The organism is Enterobacter sp. 148H3, assembly GCF_034107425.1.
Lineage (GTDB): Bacteria > Pseudomonadota > Gammaproteobacteria > Enterobacterales > Enterobacteriaceae > Enterobacter > Enterobacter vonholyi.
The window spans coordinates 38,406-55,754 of record NZ_JAWNEI010000017.1 but is presented as its reverse complement, the minus strand read 5'-3'; the positions used below and the strand labels follow the sequence as shown (position 1 = coordinate 55,754).

At 55.9% G+C, this 17,349-nt stretch carries 14 protein-coding genes and 4 tRNA genes; 12 read left to right on the top strand and 6 right to left on the bottom strand.

Annotation, left to right across the window (positions count from 1 at the left end; genetic code table 11):
- Nucleotides 1-4: 4 nt before the first annotated feature.
- The 10 genes from rffA (at nt 5) to USH94_RS19800 (ending at nt 7,700) form a co-directional block, all read left to right on the top strand.
- Nucleotides 5-1,135, top strand: a complete 1,131-nt coding sequence (gene rffA / locus USH94_RS19845; protein ID WP_111963519.1) for a dTDP-4-amino-4,6-dideoxygalactose transaminase — start codon at nt 5-7, stop codon at nt 1,133-1,135.
- Nucleotide 1,136: 1 nt separating this feature from the next.
- On the top strand, nt 1,137-2,387 hold the full coding sequence (gene wzxE / locus USH94_RS19840) for a lipid III flippase WzxE (protein ID WP_111963520.1): 1,251 nt from the start codon (nt 1,137-1,139) through the stop codon (nt 2,385-2,387).
- Nucleotides 2,384-3,463, top strand: a complete 1,080-nt coding sequence (locus USH94_RS19835; RefSeq protein WP_111963521.1) for a TDP-N-acetylfucosamine:lipid II N-acetylfucosaminyltransferase — start codon at nt 2,384-2,386, stop codon at nt 3,461-3,463. Before wzxE ends, USH94_RS19835 begins: the two co-directional genes overlap by 4 nt.
- Entirely contained in the window at nt 3,460-4,812 is a 1,353-nt protein-coding gene (wzyE, locus tag USH94_RS19830) for an ECA oligosaccharide polymerase (protein WP_111963522.1), read from the top strand. The genes USH94_RS19835 and wzyE overlap by 4 nt, the downstream gene beginning before the upstream one ends.
- A 12-nt stretch (nt 4,813-4,824) precedes the next feature.
- Nucleotides 4,825-5,565 carry a lipopolysaccharide N-acetylmannosaminouronosyltransferase gene (gene wecG, locus USH94_RS19825; protein ID WP_111963523.1) on the top strand — a complete coding sequence of 247 codons (741 nt, stop codon included), beginning with the start codon at nt 4,825-4,827 and terminating at the stop codon, nt 5,563-5,565.
- Between the two features lie 197 nt (nt 5,566-5,762).
- Nucleotides 5,763-7,148 (top strand): bifunctional threonine/serine APC transporter ThrP, encoded by a 1,386-nt coding sequence (thrP, locus tag USH94_RS19820; protein ID WP_111963524.1) that lies wholly within the window; start codon nt 5,763-5,765, stop codon nt 7,146-7,148.
- 102 nt (nt 7,149-7,250) lie between these two features.
- Nucleotides 7,251-7,327: transfer RNA gene (locus USH94_RS19815), tRNA-Arg, on the top strand.
- A 67-nt stretch (nt 7,328-7,394) separates the two neighbouring features.
- A tRNA-His gene (locus tag USH94_RS19810) sits at nt 7,395-7,470 on the top strand.
- A 22-nt stretch (nt 7,471-7,492) separates the two neighbouring features.
- Nucleotides 7,493-7,578 (top strand) — tRNA-Leu (locus USH94_RS19805).
- A 45-nt stretch (nt 7,579-7,623) separates the two neighbouring features.
- A tRNA-Pro gene (locus tag USH94_RS19800) sits at nt 7,624-7,700 on the top strand.
- Nucleotides 7,701-8,207: 507 nt separating this feature from the next.
- Here USH94_RS19800 and USH94_RS19795 read toward each other — a convergent pair.
- The 5 genes from USH94_RS19795 to hemC form a co-directional block, all read right to left on the bottom strand.
- Nucleotides 8,208-9,419: an MFS transporter gene (locus USH94_RS19795; protein WP_111963525.1), complete on the bottom strand. Its 1,212-nt coding sequence runs from the start codon at nt 9,417-9,419 to the stop codon at nt 8,208-8,210.
- A 171-nt stretch (nt 9,420-9,590) separates the two neighbouring features.
- Entirely contained in the window at nt 9,591-10,790 is a 1,200-nt protein-coding gene (gene hemY, locus USH94_RS19790) for a protoheme IX biogenesis protein HemY (RefSeq protein WP_111963526.1), read from the bottom strand.
- A 2-nt stretch (nt 10,791-10,792) separates the two neighbouring features.
- Nucleotides 10,793-11,989 carry a uroporphyrinogen-III C-methyltransferase gene (gene hemX, locus USH94_RS19785; protein ID WP_111963527.1) on the bottom strand — a complete coding sequence of 399 codons (1,197 nt, stop codon included), beginning with the start codon at nt 11,987-11,989 and terminating at the stop codon, nt 10,793-10,795.
- Between the two features lie 20 nt (nt 11,990-12,009).
- Nucleotides 12,010-12,750: a uroporphyrinogen-III synthase gene (hemD, locus tag USH94_RS19780; RefSeq protein ID WP_111963528.1), complete on the bottom strand. Its 741-nt coding sequence runs from the start codon at nt 12,748-12,750 to the stop codon at nt 12,010-12,012.
- Nucleotides 12,747-13,688, bottom strand: a complete 942-nt coding sequence (gene hemC / locus USH94_RS19775) for a hydroxymethylbilane synthase (RefSeq protein ID WP_143345649.1) — start codon at nt 13,686-13,688, stop codon at nt 12,747-12,749. Before hemC ends, hemD begins: the two co-directional genes overlap by 4 nt.
- A gap of 349 nt (nt 13,689-14,037) precedes the next feature.
- Between hemC and cyaA the strand changes: the two genes are divergently transcribed.
- Nucleotides 14,038-16,581 (top strand): class I adenylate cyclase, encoded by a 2,544-nt coding sequence (gene cyaA / locus USH94_RS19770; RefSeq protein WP_111963530.1) that lies wholly within the window; start codon nt 14,038-14,040, stop codon nt 16,579-16,581.
- 91 nt (nt 16,582-16,672) lie between these two features.
- Here the strand turns inward: cyaA and cyaY are convergent, their stop codons facing one another.
- Nucleotides 16,673-16,993: an iron donor protein CyaY gene (cyaY, locus tag USH94_RS19765; protein ID WP_111963531.1), complete on the bottom strand. Its 321-nt coding sequence runs from the start codon at nt 16,991-16,993 to the stop codon at nt 16,673-16,675.
- Between the two features lie 135 nt (nt 16,994-17,128).
- Here cyaY and lptM point away from each other — a divergent pair, with 135 nt between their 5' ends.
- Nucleotides 17,129-17,332 carry an LPS translocon maturation chaperone LptM gene (lptM, locus tag USH94_RS19760; RefSeq protein ID WP_024907980.1) on the top strand — a complete coding sequence of 68 codons (204 nt, stop codon included), beginning with the start codon at nt 17,129-17,131 and terminating at the stop codon, nt 17,330-17,332.
- Nucleotides 17,333-17,349 lie beyond the last annotated feature (17 nt).

The window sequence follows — 17,349 nt, the reverse complement described above, 5'->3', positions numbered from 1 at the left end:
CAAGATGATTCCATTTAACGCACCACCCGTTGTCGGAACTGAACTCGACTATATGCAGTCTGCTATGGGCAGCGGCAAACTCTGCGGTGACGGCGGTTTCACCCGGCGCTGTCAGCAGTGGATGGAACAGCGTTTTCGCAGCGCCAAAGTGCTGCTGACCCCGTCCTGTACGGCATCGCTGGAAATGGCGGCACTGTTGCTGGATATCCAGCCCGGTGATGAAGTGATTATGCCGAGCTATACCTTCGTTTCCACCGCGAACGCTTTTGTCCTGCGCGGGGCGAAAATTGTCTTCGTGGATATCCGCCCGGATACCATGAACATTGATGAGACGTTGATTGAAGCGGCGATCACTGACAAAACGCGCACGATCGTGCCGGTTCACTACGCGGGCGTGGCCTGTGAAATGGACACCATCATGGCGATCGCCAAAAAACATAACCTGTTTGTGGTGGAAGATGCCGCGCAGGGCGTGATGTCCACCTACAAGGGACGCGCGCTGGGCACGATCGGCCACATCGGCTGCTTTAGCTTCCACGAAACCAAAAACTACACTGCGGGTGGAGAAGGTGGTGCGACGCTGATTAACGACCGGGCTCTCGTGGAGCGTGCAGAAGTGATCCGCGAAAAAGGCACTAACCGCAGCCAGTTCTTCCGGGGTCAGGTAGACAAATACACCTGGCGCGATATCGGCTCCAGCTATTTGATGGCGGATCTGCAGGCTGCGTACCTGTGGGCGCAGCTGGAAGCGGCGGAGCGTATCAACCTTCAGCGTCTTTCCCTGTGGCAAACCTATTACGATGCGCTTGAGCCTCTGGCAAAAGCCGGGCGTATTGAACTGCCAACCATCCCGGCAGATTGCGTCCACAACGCGCATATGTTCTACATCAAGCTGCGCGATAACGACGACCGCAGCGAGCTCATCGCCTGGCTGAAAGAGGCCGAAATTATGGCGGTGTTCCACTATATCCCGCTGCACTCCAGTCCGGCCGGAGAAGCGTTTGGCACGTTTGCGGGTGAAGACCGCTACACCACTAAAGAAAGTGAGCGTTTGCTTCGCCTGCCACTGTTCTACAACCTCGCGCCCGTTAACCAGCGTACGGTGATTAATACCCTTCTGAGTTATTTCGGCTGATATGTCTCTGGCAAAAGCATCGGTGTGGACCGCCGCGTCCACGCTTGTAAAAATTGGCGCCGGGCTGTTGGTCGTCAAGCTGCTGGCCGTTTCATTTGGCCCCTCTGGTGTGGGGCTGGCGGGTAATTTCCGTCAGCTTATCACCGTCCTTGGTGTGCTGGCCGGTGCCGGTATCTTCAACGGCGTGACCAAATACGTTGCGCAGTATCACGATGATGCGGCTCAGCTGCGCAGAGTGGTGGGCACCTCTTCGGCTATGGTCACGGGTTTTTCAACCCTGATGGCGATTGTCTTTCTGCTGGCGGCGGCACCCATCAGCCAGGGATTGTTCGGGCACACCCATTACCAGGGGCTGGTGCGTCTGGTCGCATTGGTTCAGATGGGGATTGCCTGGGCTAACCTGCTGCTGGCGCTGATGAAAGGGTTTCGTGATGCTGCCGGAAACGCGCTTGCGTTAATCCTGGGCAGCGTCATCGGCGTGATTGCCTATTACTTTTGCTATCGCCTGGGCGGCTATGAAGGCGCACTGCTGGGGCTTGCGCTGGTCCCGGCGCTGGTGGTTGTTCCTGCGGCATTTATGCTGATGCGCCGGGGCGTCATCCCTCTTAGCTACCTGAAACCGCAATGGGACAAGGTCCTTGCCAGCCAGCTGGGTAAATTTACCCTGATGGCGCTCATTACCTCCGTCACGCTGCCGGTGGCCTACGTGATGATGCGAAACCTGCTGGCAGCGCATTATAGCTGGGATGAGGTCGGGATCTGGCAGGGCGTAAGCAGTATTTCCGACGCCTATCTCCAGTTTATTACGGCTTCCTTTAGCGTTTACCTGCTGCCAACCTTATCGCGACTGACGTCCAGACAGGAAATAACGCGCGAGATTTTCCGATCGCTGCGCTTTGTGTTACCGGCCGTCGCGGCTGCCAGCTTTACCGTCTGGCTACTGCGCGATGTCGCCATCTGGCTGCTGTTCTCGGCGAAATTCATCGCCATGCGCGATCTCTTTGCCTGGCAGCTGGTGGGGGATGTGCTGAAAGTGGGTGCATACGTTTTCGGCTACCTGGTGATTGCAAAAGCGTCCCTGCGGCTGTATATCCTGGCGGAAATTAGCCAGTTTGCGTTACTGACAGCATTTTCGCACTGGCTGATACCCATGCACGGCGCGCTGGGGGCGGCTCAGGCCTACATGGCAACCTATATCGTTTATTTCGCTGCCTGTTGCGGCGTATTTTTATTGTGGCGTAAACGCGCATGACTGCACTGATTCACATCCTGGGATCGGACATCCCACACCATAACCAGACCGTTTTGCGGTTTTTCAACGACGAGCTGGCATCGGGTAATCCAGATGCGCGTGAGTTTATGGTTGCAGGTCAGGATAAGGGCCTGAGCGAGGCGTTTCCGGCGCTGACGATTCGCTTCTGGCCGGATAAGGCCACGCTGGCGAAGGCGGTTGTTGCCAAAGCGAAAGCCGACCGCGAGCAACGATTCTTCTTCCACGGACAGTTTAATACCGGCCTGTGGCTGGCGCTTCTCAGCGGGGGGATTATACCCTCCCAGTGCAGCTGGCATATCTGGGGAGCCGATCTCTACGAAGTCTCCCAAGGCTGGAAATTCCGTCTTTTCTATCCGTTGCGCCGCATGGCGCAGGGGCGCGTGGGCTGCGTTTTTGCTACCCGCGGCGATCTCAACTATTTTGCTAAACAGCACCCCAACGTGCGCGGCGAGTTGCTTTATTTCCCCACCCGCATGGATCCGGCGCTTAACGCCATGGCGAATGACACGGTGCGTGAAGGCAAACTAACGATCCTGGTGGGGAATTCCGGCGATCGTAGTAACGAACACGTCGCGGCGCTCAGGGCGGTGCATCAGCAGTTCGGCGACACGGTGAACGTGGTGGTGCCGATGGGCTATCCTGCCAATAACGACGCTTACATAGATGAGGTTCGCCGACAGGGGCTTGCGCTGTTTAGCGCAGAAAATCTGCACATTCTCAGCGATAAGCTGGAATTTGAGGAATATCTCGCGCTGCTGAGAAAATGCGATCTCGGCTATTTCATCTTTGCCCGACAGCAGGGGATTGGCACGCTATGTCTGCTGATTCAGGCGGGGGTACCGTGCGTGCTAAACCGCGAGAACCCGTTCTGGCAGGACATGGCCGAGCAGCATATTCCCGTGCTGTTTACCTCAGACACGCTGAACGTCGAGGTGGTACGGGAAGCCCAACGCCAGCTCACGCTGGTGGATAAAAATAGCATTGATTTTTTCAGCCCGAATTATCTCACGCCGTGGCACCGCGCGCTGCGTATCGCTTCAGGAGACAAAGTATGAGTCAGTTGCAATTCAGCGGCTTACTGATTGTCTGGCTTCTGAGCACCCTGTTTATCGCCACGCTTACCTGGTTTGAATTCCGCCGGGTGCGCTTCAACTTTAACGTGTTCTTCTCGTTACTGTTTCTGCTGACCTTCTTTTTCGGCTTCCCGCTAACCAGCATTCTGGTATTCCGTTTTGACGTGAGCGTCGCACCGCCGGAAATCCTGCTCCAGGCGCTTCTGGCGGCAACCTGCTTCTATGCCGTCTACTACGTCACCTATAAAACGCGTCTGCGTTCAGCGCAGACAGCTGCCCCGCGTCGGGCGCTCTTTACCATGAATAGGGTGGAGACCCACCTGACGTGGGTGATGCTGATGACCATCGCCCTGGTCAGCGTCGGCATCTTCTTCATGCATAACGGCTTCCTGCTGTTTAAGCTCCACTCCTACAGCCAGATTTTTTCGGCCGAGGTTTCGGGCGTGGCGCTTAAGCGTTTCTTCTACTTCTTCATCCCGGCGATGCTGGTGATCTTCTTCCTGCGCCAGGACAGCAAAGCGTGGCTGTTCTTCCTGGTTAGCACCGTCGCGTTTGGCATCCTGACCTACATGATCGTGGGCGGCACGCGCGCGAACATCATCATCGCCTTCGCGATCTTCCTGTTTATCGGCATCATCCGCGGCTGGATCTCATTGTGGATGCTGGTTGCGGCAGGCGCGTTTGGCATTGTGGGTATGTTCTGGCTGGCGCTAAAGCGCTATGGAATGAACGTGGCGGGAGATGAGGCGTTTTACACGTTCCTTTACCTGACGCGCGATACCTTCTCGCCGTGGGAAAACCTGGCATTGCTGCTGCAAAACTACGACAAGATTGATTTCCAGGGGCTGGCGCCGATTGTTCGCGACTTCTACGTATTTATCCCTTCCTGGCTATGGCCGGACCGGCCTGGCGTGGTGCTTAACACGGCAAATTACTTTACCTGGGAAGTGCTGAACAACCATTCTGGTCTGGCAATCTCGCCAACGCTGATTGGTTCCCTGGTGGTGATGGGAGGAGCGTGGTTCATTCTCCCCGGGGCGGTTGCCGTGGGGCTGATTATCAAGTGGTTCGACTGGCTTTACGTGCGTGGCAACGAAGAGACCAACCGCTATAAGGCCGCCATTTTGCACAGTTTCTGCTTTGGTGCCATTTTCAATATGATCGTTCTGGCGCGCGAAGGGCTGGACTCGTTCGTTTCGCGCGTGGTGTTCTTCATGGTTGTTTTCGGCCTCTGCCTGTTACTGGCCAAACTGCTGTACTGGCTGTTTGACAGCGCAGGGCTTGTGCACAGGCGCGAGCGGCAGGGCAGCACAACGCTGTCGCAAGTCTGAGTAAGGATAGTAATGACTGATAAAATTTCTGCACCGCGCTATGCGCTACGTGGCCTGCAGCTTATTGGCTGGCGCGACATGCAGCACGCGCTGGACTTTCTTTTCGCCGACGGCCAGATGAAATCCGGTACGCTGGTGGCGATCAACGCGGAAAAAATGCTGGCGGTTGAGGATAACGCGGAAGTCAAAAGCCTAATTGAAGCGGCGGAATTTAAATACGCGGACGGGATCAGCGTGGTCCGCTCTATCCGTAAAAAGTATCCTGACGCTAATGTATCTCGCGTGGCGGGGGCCGATCTCTGGGAGCAGCTTATGGCCCGCGCAGGTGAACAGGGCACGCCCGTGTTCCTGATTGGCGGGAAGCCGGAGATACTGGCCCAGACTGAGGAGAAACTGCGTCGTCAATGGAATGTTAATATTGTCGGCAGCCAGGATGGTTACTTCAAACCGGAAGATCGGCAGACGCTCTTTGAGCGCGTTCGTGACAGCGGGGCAAAGATTGTCACCGTGGCGATGGGCTCCCCGCGCCAGGAGATCCTGATGCGCGACTGCCGTCTGGTCTGTCCGGATGCCCTCTACATGGGCGTCGGCGGTACGTACGATGTCTTTACCGGCCACGTTAAGCGTGCGCCCAAGGTCTGGCAAAATCTGGGGTTGGAGTGGCTGTACCGTCTGCTATCGCAACCGACACGCATTAAACGACAGATCCGTCTGCTTCGCTACCTCGCCTGGCATTACACCGGGAAAATGTAATCAAAATGTAGCGCGATATGCTATTCGCGCTGCAACTCGCCTGCAAAACTGCTGATAATCTGTGCAATGCATTCATTTTTTTAATGCATCGTTTGCCATTTGGCAGATTTTAAGAAACCATTCGCTCCGTATTTTAGTACCCCTAAAAAACAATACCCGGTATTAAGCCGGGAAACAGCAAACACAATCGAGGATCTATGGCAGAGAAAAAACCGGAGCTACAGCGTGGGCTGGAAGCTCGTCATATTGAACTGATAGCGCTGGGTGGCACTATCGGCGTGGGCCTGTTTATGGGCTCTGCAAGCACGCTCAAATGGGCAGGCCCTTCCGTATTACTGGCGTACATTATTGCCGGGCTGTTTGTTTTCTTCATCATGCGTTCCATGGGCGAAATGCTCTTCCTGGAGCCGGTAACCGGCTCCTTCGCCGTTTACGCGCATCGTTATATGAGCCCGTTCTTCGGCTACCTGACGGCCTGGTCATACTGGTTTATGTGGATGGCGGTGGGCATCTCAGAGATCACCGCGATAGGGGTCTACGTCCAGTTCTGGTTCCCAGACATGGTCCAGTGGATACCCGCGCTCATTGCCGTGGGGCTGGTGGCGCTGGCCAACCTGGCTGCCGTGCGCCTTTACGGTGAGATTGAGTTCTGGTTCGCAATGATCAAAGTCACCACGATTATCGTGATGATTGTCGTCGGCCTGGGCGTGATTTTCTTCGGCTTTGGCAACGGTGGACACGCTATCGGCTTTGGCAATCTGACCGAAAACGGCGGCTTCTTTGCCGGCGGCTGGAAGGGCTTCCTGACGGCGCTGTGTATCGTTGTGGCCTCGTATCAGGGCGTGGAGCTGATCGGTATTACCGCCGGTGAAGCGAAAAACCCGCAGGTCACGCTGCGTAGCGCGGTGGGCAAAGTGTTGTGGCGTATTCTGATTTTCTATGTGGGCGCGATCTTCGTTATCGTGACCATCTTCCCGTGGAACGAAATTGGCACGACGGGTAGCCCGTTTGTTTTAACCTTTGCCAAAATTGGCATCACGGCAGCGGCGGGTATCATCAACTTTGTGGTCCTGACGGCCGCGCTGTCAGGCTGTAACAGCGGGATGTACAGCTGTGGACGTATGCTCTATGCGCTTTCGAAGAATAATCAGCTGCCTGCGGTGATGAGTAAAGTTTCACGTGCCGGCGTGCCGGTGGCGGGTGTGGCGGTTTCCATTGCAATACTGCTGATTGGCTCTTGCCTGAATTACATTATTCCTAACCCGCAACGCGTGTTCGTTTACGTTTACAGCGCCAGCGTGCTGCCGGGCATGGTGCCGTGGTTTGTTATCCTCATCAGCCAGCTGCGTTTCCGTCATGCGCATAAAAAAGCGATTGAAAGCCATCCGTTCCGCTCAATTCTGTTCCCGTATGCGAACTATTTGACGATGGCGTTCCTGATTTGTGTATTAATCGGGATGTACTTTAATGAAGATACCCGCATGTCGCTGTTTGTCGGGGTGATCTTCCTGGCGGCTGTGACGGCCGCATATAAGCTTTTTGGCCTGGGTCGCCGTGCCACCACGCAGAAAGTGGAGGAATAAGCGGCAAAATGTGCAAACCATAACCAAACGCGCATTTTTTTCAAAAAAGCACTAGACAGCGGGGACGGAGGTACGTAATATCCAGCCCCGCAACGGCGCTAAGCGCCCGTAGCTCAGCTGGATAGAGCGCTGCCCTCCGGAGGCAGAGGTCTCAGGTTCGAATCCTGTCGGGCGCGCCATTTTAGTCCCGGCGCTAGAGCTGCGGTGGTCTGAGAAGTAGTCAGTACCGCGTGAAAGAATACAGTGGTGGCTATAGCTCAGTTGGTAGAGCCCTGGATTGTGATTCCAGTTGTCGTGGGTTCGAATCCCATTAGCCACCCCATTATTTGAAAGAGTTGTGAATTGCGAAGGTGGCGGAATTGGTAGACGCGCTAGCTTCAGGTGTTAGTGTCCTTTGGATGTGGGGGTTCGAGTCCCCCCCCTCGCACCACGACTTTTTAAATGAATTGAACTAAAAATTCAAAAAGCAGTACATCGGCGAGTAGCGCAGCTTGGTAGCGCAACTGGTTTGGGACCAGTGGGTCGGAGGTTCGAATCCTCTCTCGCCGACCAATTTTGAACCCCGCTTCGGCGGGGTTTTTTGTTTTCTGAGATTCTTCATCCTTGTAGTCATTCCCCAACAACGTCCTTTTTCATTGTCGCAATCCAGAGACATGCAACTCATTGAAAGTTAAATGAATATTTATTTCTGGGTTTTGCTGTCTCCTCCTAGCAACATATGCCCGCCTTTTCCCGATACGTTGTAGAGCTTAAAATGGTGCTTAACAGCATAATTTCCTTTTATCTTAAAATGTTGCTTTATGTAAAAGTTCTGGCTGTCATGTTGGCACGTTACGTGCAATAATATGCGTGTAGATGCTCATTCCATCTCTTATGTTCGCCTTAGTGCCTCATAAACTCAGGAATGACGCAGAGCCATTTACGGTGCTTATCGTCCACTGACAGATGTCGCTTCGGCCTCATCAGACACCATGGACACAACGTTGAGTGAAGCACCAAATATGTTGTCTTACAGACCTGTTTTAACGCCTGCTTTTATAGCAGGCGTTTTTTTATGCCTTATTCCCGATACCGGCGCACGATCAGGGCAACCATCACCAGAGCCGTTGCGGAGACAGCATAGAGTGCCGCTACTGAGCCAAACCCGGCAGCCACTGCCGCTGCAATGCCGGTGAAGAGAGAGGCGCTGAGCGTTTGCCAGCGCCAGGCTTTCCCACTGGCCGAAGCGGTTTGAGTAATATGAAAACTACTGAGAACGCCAAACGTCCCGGCCGCGAAGAGAATATTCGAAGCCAGATGCGCGATAAAGATCGCCCCCAGCGCACATGCCATCCACCCGGACAACAACGGCAGCATTCCATAAGCGGCCAGAAAGATGCCCAGACAAACGATGATGCGCGGTGTGCGAGCGGCAAAGCGCGTCAGACTCTCTTTTTTTAGGAGCATGGGGCCGCAAAGCTGTCCCATGCTCCTTGCAAAAAGCAGAGGCAGGGCAAGACCCGCCGCATCCTGAGGATGGATTTGCTGTGCCAGGGCCGGAAGCAGCGCCATGGCCGGTGAGCCAACGGCCGCCAGCGACGGCAGGATGAGCAGACTGCGTTTCTGCCGAACGGTCAACGTCCGCCAGCATAATGCCGCAGGGGCTTCCTCTTCCTCGAGGGGCGGGAGTGAAGGCGCAGAAAACCGGCGTCCAGCCAGCCATAGCATGAGCAGTGATCCGAGAAAGCTGGCGGCATCAATGGCCAGCAGGGTAAACACGGACGTCTTCTGGAACAGCACCACGCCCAGACCTGTCCCTAATAATACCTGAGAAGCAAAAATCACATTTTCCAGACAGGTTGCAGCAGGCAGCTCTGCTTCGCTGAGACCGCGCTTAAAGAGCAACGTCAGCGCGGGCCAGCTCATCCCGCTGAGCAGCGCCTCGGTGGATTGCACAGCGAGCAATGCGGCAACGCTGTGGTAACCCACGCCAAGCAGGGGAAAGAGCAGGGCGAGCAGGCCCAGCCCTTCGGTCAGTATCAGCAGGGATATCGGAGAACAGCGTGAGCACAGCTTTTCGCCGATCGTACTGCCGATAAATCCCGGTATCGTAGCGAAAAGAAAAGCGAGTGTGAGCAGACCGGGCGGAGCTGACCACGCTAACAGCAAGCCGAAGACCACGATCTGGGTTAAGCCATTCCCCAGCGAAGAAAAGATAAAAGCACAGGCAAGCAGGCGCAGCCAGCGGTGGCAGCGCAGCGCTTCAATAAGCGCATACAAAAGCGAGTTCATGACGATTTCCTTCAAAAACGATTTAGTCCACGCTGCAGAAAGTGCGCGTGTGTGAAAAAAAGTTAATGAAAAGACATCGTTACATTGGCGGGTTCGTTTGCGGATGCGGGTGTAAAGAATGTAGCAGGAGAAATGCGATAAAAAAAGGAGGCCATCTGGCCTCCTGATGAATTACTGCTGCGTACCGTTATTTTGCAGCGTCAGCAACAGCCCATCACGGCGCATGGCGGCCGCCTCTTCCGGCTTATGCTGCTTGTCCAGCGTATCGGCAAGCCACGCGTAGTCGAAGGCATCCGGACGCTGCTTCAGCGCCGCGCGGAAGGCGAGGCTTGCCTCCTGCCATTCGCCGTGCTTCATCAACGACTGGCCAAGCGTGCTCCACAACAGCGGGCGGTCACCAACGGTTTTAATCTGCTGGCGCAGCACTTTTTCTATTTGCTCAGGATTGTTGGTTTTCAGGCGCGGGATTACCATCACCGGGCGATCGTCGTACTGGCGCTTCAGACCGTCGAGGAGGATCTCCTGAGCCGTGTCGTGATCGTCACACTCAATGAGGTGTTCCGCCATTGCCACCTGCAGAGGAACCTGCTGGCGCGTTTTACGGCTCTGATTCTTCCACCACGTTTTCAGACCGTCGCTGCCCAGGTCAGCGCGCGCCTGATCCATCAGGCCAATCCACGCCAGACGCTGAAGCTCGTCACGATGTTCATCGTCGCCTACCTCGGCCTTCGCCATCGACGGAATGATGTCCAGCAGTGAACCCCAGGCGCCGGTACGAATATAGGCCTGCTCGGCAAGACGCAGCACTTCCGGATGACGTGGCGCGACTTCCAGCAGACGGTCGATACCGTGGCGAGCCGCGTGATTCTCATTGCGTGCCAGCTGCAGACGAACGCGCGTGATTTCCACCGGAATCGGGTCGCCGTGAGCCAGCTCAGCTGCCCGCTCCAGGTGCTGATTAGCTCGGGCTTCATCACCGCGCTGCTGCGCCGCTTCGGCCGCCAGCAGATAGTTCACTACCGGCTGTTCGGCGTGGTCGGCGTTTTTCGACATCAGCTTTTCAACCTGCTGATAGTCACCCTCGGCGAGCTTAAGCAGCGCCTGCTCGGTCTGTTTACGGGCGCGGCGGCGCTTACGGCCAACGAACCAGCCGCGCGTATGGGCACCGGTACGGAAAATACGGCGCAGGATCCACTCGATCGCAAACAGAACCACCACGCCGAGGATCAGAATGATCGTCAGACCCGTTACGCTAGTTTCAATGTTGTAGTTATCGGTCTGGATCAGGACGTAACCCTGATGACCCGCAAGCATAGGCCCGAGGACGATCCCGGCGATCAGCAGGATGAAGAGTAAGAGAACTTTTAGCATCATTACTCTCCTTGCGGTGCGCTTTCAGGCGCAGGAGCCGGAGCAGGTGCCGCTCCGCTCGTCTGCTCTGCAGGTACGCCCGGCTGCGCCAGAAGATTGCGTACGCGCGTCTGCATCAGTTTCTCCAGAATCGGCTGGCTGGCCAGCTTGTCCGGCACGTTCATGGTGATGTTCTGCTGGCTTAACTTATCAATGTCTTCGAGGAAGGCGGTGGTCGTCGCATCATCGGTGTTGTAGTAGGCGCGTACCCACGTTGAGACGTTATCAAGCGCCTGTTTATAGGTCTCTTCCTGATGACGCGGCACGGCCTGGGCCGCCACCAGCAGGCGGGAACGAATGTTCTCGCGCAGATAGATGTCCTGGTTCGGCGCGAGCAGCGGTACGGCAGTTTCGTCGCGACGGCGGATCGTGATAAAGCTGTCCATAAAGTTCTGCCAGCTTTTTTGCAGGTTTATGCGCCATTCGCTCAGGGAACTGGAAAGCTCGGTACCGTCGGAATCCATCGGGGAGTCGTCGTCGTTGTTATCCGCCAGCTGCAGGTTATCAATCTGATTCGACAGCTGATTCACTTTAAGGATAATGCCGTCGTAATCCACCTGTGAGACGGCGGAGAGGTTGGCGATGTCTTCGGTAATCGCGCGACGAGCGGTGATAAGGCTTGGATCGTTCATGTCGGCCAGGCTTGCATCGGCGCTTTTCAGCAGTGCGGCGGCGGTGGTCACGTCCTGGTCGCTCCAGAGCTTACGTCCGGCGAGCTTCACCAGGAAGTCGGCCTGCGAGAGCAGCCAGGTTTTGGCATCGGTGCCGGAAATGGTGGCGACTTTCTGCTGTACTTCACCCAGCTGTTTAGTCAGCTCTTCCTGTTTGCCGTTCGCTTCGGCAAGCGCGGCGGCCTGCTGCTTAATCACGGATTCCAGCTCGGTTTTCTGCGTCTCCTGCTCTTTTTGCAGGGCAGTGAGCTGATTCACCAGCGCGTCGCTGGTGGACGTCTGGTTAGCGCTCTGTTGTTTCACCAGCCCGTACAGGCCAACCCCCGCTGCCAGCGCAATGGCGATGGCAATCGCGCTCAGCGCGAGGCTCGTTTTGTTGCTGCTGTTTTTCTTCTCAGCGGTTTTCTCAGTCGTCTCTGGCTGTGGCGTCGTCTCCACAGTCTCCCTGGTCTCTTCAACCACGGCGGAGGATTTGTCGTGTTCCGTCATTATGGCTTCCCATTTGAGAGTTATTGTAATGCGCGCAGCAGCGCATCGTTGTCGGCGTTATCAGCGATCCGAATATCCTGCCAGCCCAGTTCCCGGGCCTGGTTCGCCAGACGCTCACTGACGACCAGAAGCCGACAGCGGAGTAACCAGTTTTCGCGATACCAAAGCGGTATCAGCGACCAAAGCTGTTGTAACATTTCACCGCTGGTGACCACCAGCGTATTAATGCCGCGCGCGTGCCAGCGCATCGCCTCTTCCGCGCCATCGTAGTGTTTTGCACAGCGCTGGTAGCACTCAATAAACGTCACGTTCGCACCGCGTTCACGCAGCGTTTCACCCAGCAGCTCGCGGCCACCGTTGCCGCGCAAAATGAGCGCACGCTTTCCGGCAATAGTTTGTAATTCAGGTAATTGTAGCAAGACTTCACTGATTTCCCGATCTAACGGGTAACGAACGTCCGCGCCGCTTACGGTATGCAGCGCCAGTGCCGTTGTTCGGCCAATCGCGAAATAGCAGGGGGCGGCTGGCCAGGCCAGGTCCTGCTGCTGCAGCTGAGCGTGGGCAAATTCCACGGCATGTTGCGACAGCGCAAACAGCAGGTCACCTTCCTGAAGGGTATTCATCTGGTCGGCGAGCGCAGAGAGCTCCCGACCGGGGGAGAATTCAATGAGAGGAAAACTCCAGGCCACCTGCCCCAGTGCGCGCAGACGGCTCACTAACTGCTCTCCTGCGGGAGAAGGGCGGGTGACGAGAATACTCATGCAGGGGGTTCTCCGTTGTAAACGTCAGCCAGAATCTCGCGGGCGCCGTTATCCAGTAATTCTTCCGCCAGCGACACGCCAAGCTGCTCGGCATCTTGCGCCTTGCCGCGACGTTCGCCGCGTACCATCTGCGAACCGTCCGGGGCGCCCACCAGCGCGCGCAGCCACAGTTCGCCATTCGTCAATTCAGCATAGCTGCCAATTGGAACCTGGCACCCGCCTTCGAGGCGGGTATTCATCGCCCGCTCCGCTTTTACGCGGGTAGCGGTCTCGTCATGGTTCAGCGGTGCGAGCAGTTCGCGGGTACGCGCATCGTTCAGGCGGCACTCGATGCCGACTGCACCCTGGCCCACGGCCGGCAGCGACAGCTCTGGCGGCAGCGCCACGCGAATGCGCGACTCCAGCCCCAGACGCTTCAGACCGGCAACGGCGAGGATAATGGCATCGTAATCGCCGTTATCCAGCTTGCCCAGACGCGTGCCGACGTTACCGCGCAGTGAGCGGATGATCAGGTCAGGACGGCGCTCCGCCAGCTGACATTGACGGCGTAAACTGGACGTGCCAACCACGCTACCCTCCGGCAGCGCGTCGAGCGAGTCGTAGTGGTTGGAGACAAACGCATCGCGCGGATCTTCGCGCTCGCAGATGGTCACCAGCCCCAGCCCTTCCGGGAACTCGACGGGCACGTCTTTCATCGAATGTACGGCGATATCGGCGCGGTTCTCAAGCAATGCCAGTTCCAGTTCTTTGACAAACAGGCCTTTGCCGCCCACTTTCGCCAGAGGCGTATCGAGGATCACGTCACCGCGCGTGACCATCGGCACCAGTTCGACGCGCAATCCACTGTGGCAGGCTTCCAGGCGCTGCTTCACATAATGTGCCTGCCAGAGCGCGAGAGGGCTTTGGCGTGTGGCAATTCTCAAAACATTGTCTAACATGCTTGTTACCGTCATTATCAATCGCTAACCATCCTAACATTGTTGACTCTGGGATGGCAGTTTTACGGTTGATGAGCGTGAGAGGGACAAGGCGGCGTATTCGTCAGCCAGAGCCGTATTCAGGAATTTACACGTACAGAACGGTGCTACACTTGTATGTAGCGCATCTTTCTTTACGGTCAACCGGCAAGGTGTTAAATTGATCACGTTTTAGACCATTTTTTCGTCGGTACCACCAAAAATGATAAGGGCGAAAAAGGGTAACGGTTATCTTTTTGAAATACTGCGGGTCCGCTGTTACTCGTGTTTTGAATAGCTTGCGACACCCGGAAACATCAGGCGATACGTCTTGTACCTCTATATTGAGACTCTGAAACAGAGACTGGATGCCATAAATCAACTGCGTGTGGATCGCGCGCTTGCTGCCATGGGCCCTGCTTTCCAGCAGGTATACAGTCTGCTGCCGACATTATTGCACTATCACCATCCGCTGATGCCTGGCTACCTTGACGGTAACGTTCCCCAGGGCATTTGCCTTTTCACGCCTGATGAAACCCAACAGCATTATCTGAACGAGCTGGAACTTTACCGCGGCATGCCGCCACAGGAATCTCCAAAAGGTGAACTGCCTATTACCGGCGTTTACTCAATGGGGAGCACCTCATCGGTAGGGCAAAGCTGTTCTTCGGACCTGGACATCTGGGTCTGTCATCAGTCCTGGCTCGATAACGACGAGCGTCAGCTACTGCAGCGTAAATGCAGCCTGCTGGAGAGCTGGGCGGCCTCGCTCGGCGTGGAAGTGAGCTTCTTCCTGATTGATGAAAACCGTTTCCGCCATAACGAAAGCGGCAGTCTGGGTGGTGAGGACTGCGGCTCGACTCAGCACATCTTACTGCTGGATGAATTTTACCGTACTGCTGTGCGCCTGGCCGGGAAGCGTATTCTGTGGAATATGGTCCCGTGCGAAGAAGAAGAGCATTACGATGACTACGTCATGTCGCTTTACGCGCAGGGCGTACTGACGCCAAACGAATGGTTGGACCTCGGCGGCCTCAGCTCTCTGTCAGCAGAAGAGTATTTTGGCGCAAGCCTCTGGCAGCTCTATAAGAGTATCGACTCACCTTATAAAGCGGTGCTGAAAACGCTGCTGCTGGAAGCCTATTCCTGGGAATACCCTACGCCGCGCCTGCTGGCGAAAGATATCAAGCAGCGTCTGCACGACGGGGAAATCGTCTCCTTCGGGCTGGACGCCTACTGCATGATGCTGGAGCGCGTAACCGAGTACCTGAAAGCCATCGATGACACCACGCGTCTTGACCTGGTGCGTCGATGTTTCTATCTCAAAGTCTGTGAGAAATTGAGCCGCGAACGCGCCTGCGTGGGCTGGCGTCGTGAAGTGGTCAGTCAGTTAGTGAAAGAGTGGGGATGGGACGAAGCGCGTCTGTCCATGCTCGACAACCGGGCCAACTGGAAAATCGATCAGGTGCGTGAAGCGCACAACGAACTGCTCGATGCGATGATGCAAAGCTACCGTAACCTGATCCGCTTTGCGCGCCGTAACAACCTCAGCGTTTCCGCCAGCCCGCAGGACATCGGGGTATTGACCCGTAAGCTGTACGCCGCGTTTGAAGCGCTGCCGGGTAAAGTCACCCTGGTTAACCCCCAGATTTCGCCAGACCTGTCAGAACCAAACCTGACCTTTATCTACGTACCGCCGGGCCGCGCGAACCGCACCGGGTGGTATTTGTACAACCGTGCGCCAAGCATGGATTCAATTATCAGCCATCAGCCGCTGGAGTATAACCGCTATCTGAACAAGCTGGTGGCCTGGGCCTGGTTTAACGGCCTGCTGACCTCGCGCACGCGCCTGTTTATCAAAGGCAACGAGGTGGTTGATCTTGCTAAGCTGCAGGAGATGGTCGCGGATGTGTCGCACCACTTCCCGCTGCGTCTGCCTGCCCCAACGCCGAAAGCGCTCTACAGCCCGTGCGAGATTCGCCATCTGGCGATTATCGTCAACCTGGAATACGACCCGACGGCGGCCTTCCGCAATCAGGTGGTTCATTTTGACTTCCGCAAGCTGGACGTCTTTAGCTTTGGCGAGCAGCAAAACTGCCTGGTAGGCAGTGTCGATCTGTTGTACCGCAACTCGTGGAACGAAGTGCGTACCCTGCACTTCAACGGCGAGCAGGCAATGATCGAAGCGCTGAAAACGATTCTTGGCAAGATGCACCAGGATGCCGCACCCCCGGACAGCGTTGAGGTGTTCTGCTACAGCCAGCACCTGCGCGGTTTAATTCGTACCCGCGTGCAGCAGCTGGTTTCTGAGTGTATCGAACTGCGTCTCTCCAGTACTCGTCAGGAAACCGGTCGCTTTAAAGCGCTGCGCGTCTCCGGACAGACCTGGGGACTGTTCTTCGAGCGCCTGAACGTGTCGGTACAGAAGCTGGAAAACGCCATCGAGTTTTACGGCGCGATTTCACACAACAAGCTGCATGGCCTGTCGGTGCAGGTGGAAACCAACCACGTTAAGCTCCCGCAGGTGGTGGACGGATTCGCCAGCGAAGGGATTATTCAGTTCTTCTTTGAAGAGTCGGGCGACGATGCCGGATTCAACATCTACATTCTGGATGAGACCAACCGCGCCGAGGTGTATCACCATTGTGAAGGCAGTAAAGAGGAGCTGGTGCGCGACGTCAGCCGCTTCTACTCCTCTTCGCATGACCGCTTTACCTACGGCTCAAGCTTTATCAACTTTAACCTGCCGCAGTTCTACCAGATTGTGAACGTCGACGGCCGTACGCAGGTGATTCCGTTCCGCACCCAATCCGTCACGCCAACCGCGCCTGCCAATCAGGACACCGCGCCGCTGTTGCAGCAGTATTTCTCCTGAGCCTTTTCGCCGGGTGGCGCTCACGCTTACCCGGCCTACGGTTCGAGCCGTTGTAGGCCCGGTAAGGCGCAGCCGCCACCGGGCAAGAAAACTACCTGAAACTCACGTTCTCACCCGCCTGCGCGGTCGCCGCCTGTTCCAGCAGATCCCAGAACGGTACGCCGCTGCGGTCGCAAACCCATTCCCCGTCTTTCAGATCGAAATGATAGCCGCCCTGTTTAGCGGCCAGCCACACCTGGTGAAGCGGCTCCTGGCGGTTAATAATAATTTTGCTGCCATTTTCGAAGCTCAGGGTCAGAATGCCGCCGTTGATTTCACAATCGATATCGCTGTCACCGTCCCAGTCGTCAAGACGCTCTTCGATGGTCATCCACAGGTTGTCGGCAAGGCGATGGAATTCACTGTCGTTCATGGTTTTGTTCCTGTTTTTCGTGATGCCGGCAGTATAACCCTAAATAATTCCCGTTACAGGAAAGCGGCAAACTCTTGCTTTTGTGTCTTCTCCTGCGATGATAGAAACAGATTTGAACTTACGGGCAACTTTATAATGAAAAACGCTTTCCGAACGCTTGCCGTTCTCATCACGCTGTTTAGCCTGACTGGCTGCGGACTGAAGGGACCACTGTACTTTCCGCCTGCGGATAAAACCGCACCGCCGCCGACGAAACCGGTTAACAGCGGCATTGAGTCTACCACGCCAAATACTAACGACCGTGGCGACAACGGTGGCCCGACTCAGGTTAATCTCTGACGACAACGTTCTGTACC

What these genes read in the sequence shown, in the direction of transcription:
- hemY (WP_111963526.1), bottom strand. Translation starts at nt 10,790, where the DNA reads ATGCTAAAAGTTCTCTTACTCTTCATCCTGCTGATCGCCGGGATCGTC.
- cyaY (WP_111963531.1), bottom strand. Translation starts at nt 16,993, where the DNA reads ATGAACGACAGTGAATTCCATCGCCTTGCCGACAACCTGTGGATGACC.
- wzyE (WP_111963522.1), top strand. Translation starts at nt 3,460, where the DNA reads ATGAGTCAGTTGCAATTCAGCGGCTTACTGATTGTCTGGCTTCTGAGC.
- wecG (WP_111963523.1), top strand. Translation starts at nt 4,825, where the DNA reads ATGACTGATAAAATTTCTGCACCGCGCTATGCGCTACGTGGCCTGCAG.
- thrP (WP_111963524.1), top strand. Translation starts at nt 5,763, where the DNA reads ATGGCAGAGAAAAAACCGGAGCTACAGCGTGGGCTGGAAGCTCGTCAT.
- hemX (WP_111963527.1), bottom strand. Translation starts at nt 11,989, where the DNA reads ATGACGGAACACGACAAATCCTCCGCCGTGGTTGAAGAGACCAGGGAG.
- hemD (WP_111963528.1), bottom strand. Translation starts at nt 12,750, where the DNA reads ATGAGTATTCTCGTCACCCGCCCTTCTCCCGCAGGAGAGCAGTTAGTG.
- wzxE (WP_111963520.1), top strand. Translation starts at nt 1,137, where the DNA reads ATGTCTCTGGCAAAAGCATCGGTGTGGACCGCCGCGTCCACGCTTGTA.
- rffA (WP_111963519.1), top strand. Translation starts at nt 5, where the DNA reads ATGATTCCATTTAACGCACCACCCGTTGTCGGAACTGAACTCGACTAT.
- USH94_RS19835 (WP_111963521.1), top strand. Translation starts at nt 2,384, where the DNA reads ATGACTGCACTGATTCACATCCTGGGATCGGACATCCCACACCATAAC.
- hemC (WP_143345649.1), bottom strand. Translation starts at nt 13,688, where the DNA reads ATGTTAGACAATGTTTTGAGAATTGCCACACGCCAAAGCCCTCTCGCG.
- USH94_RS19795 (WP_111963525.1), bottom strand. Translation starts at nt 9,419, where the DNA reads ATGAACTCGCTTTTGTATGCGCTTATTGAAGCGCTGCGCTGCCACCGC.
- lptM (WP_024907980.1), top strand. Translation starts at nt 17,129, where the DNA reads ATGAAAAACGCTTTCCGAACGCTTGCCGTTCTCATCACGCTGTTTAGC.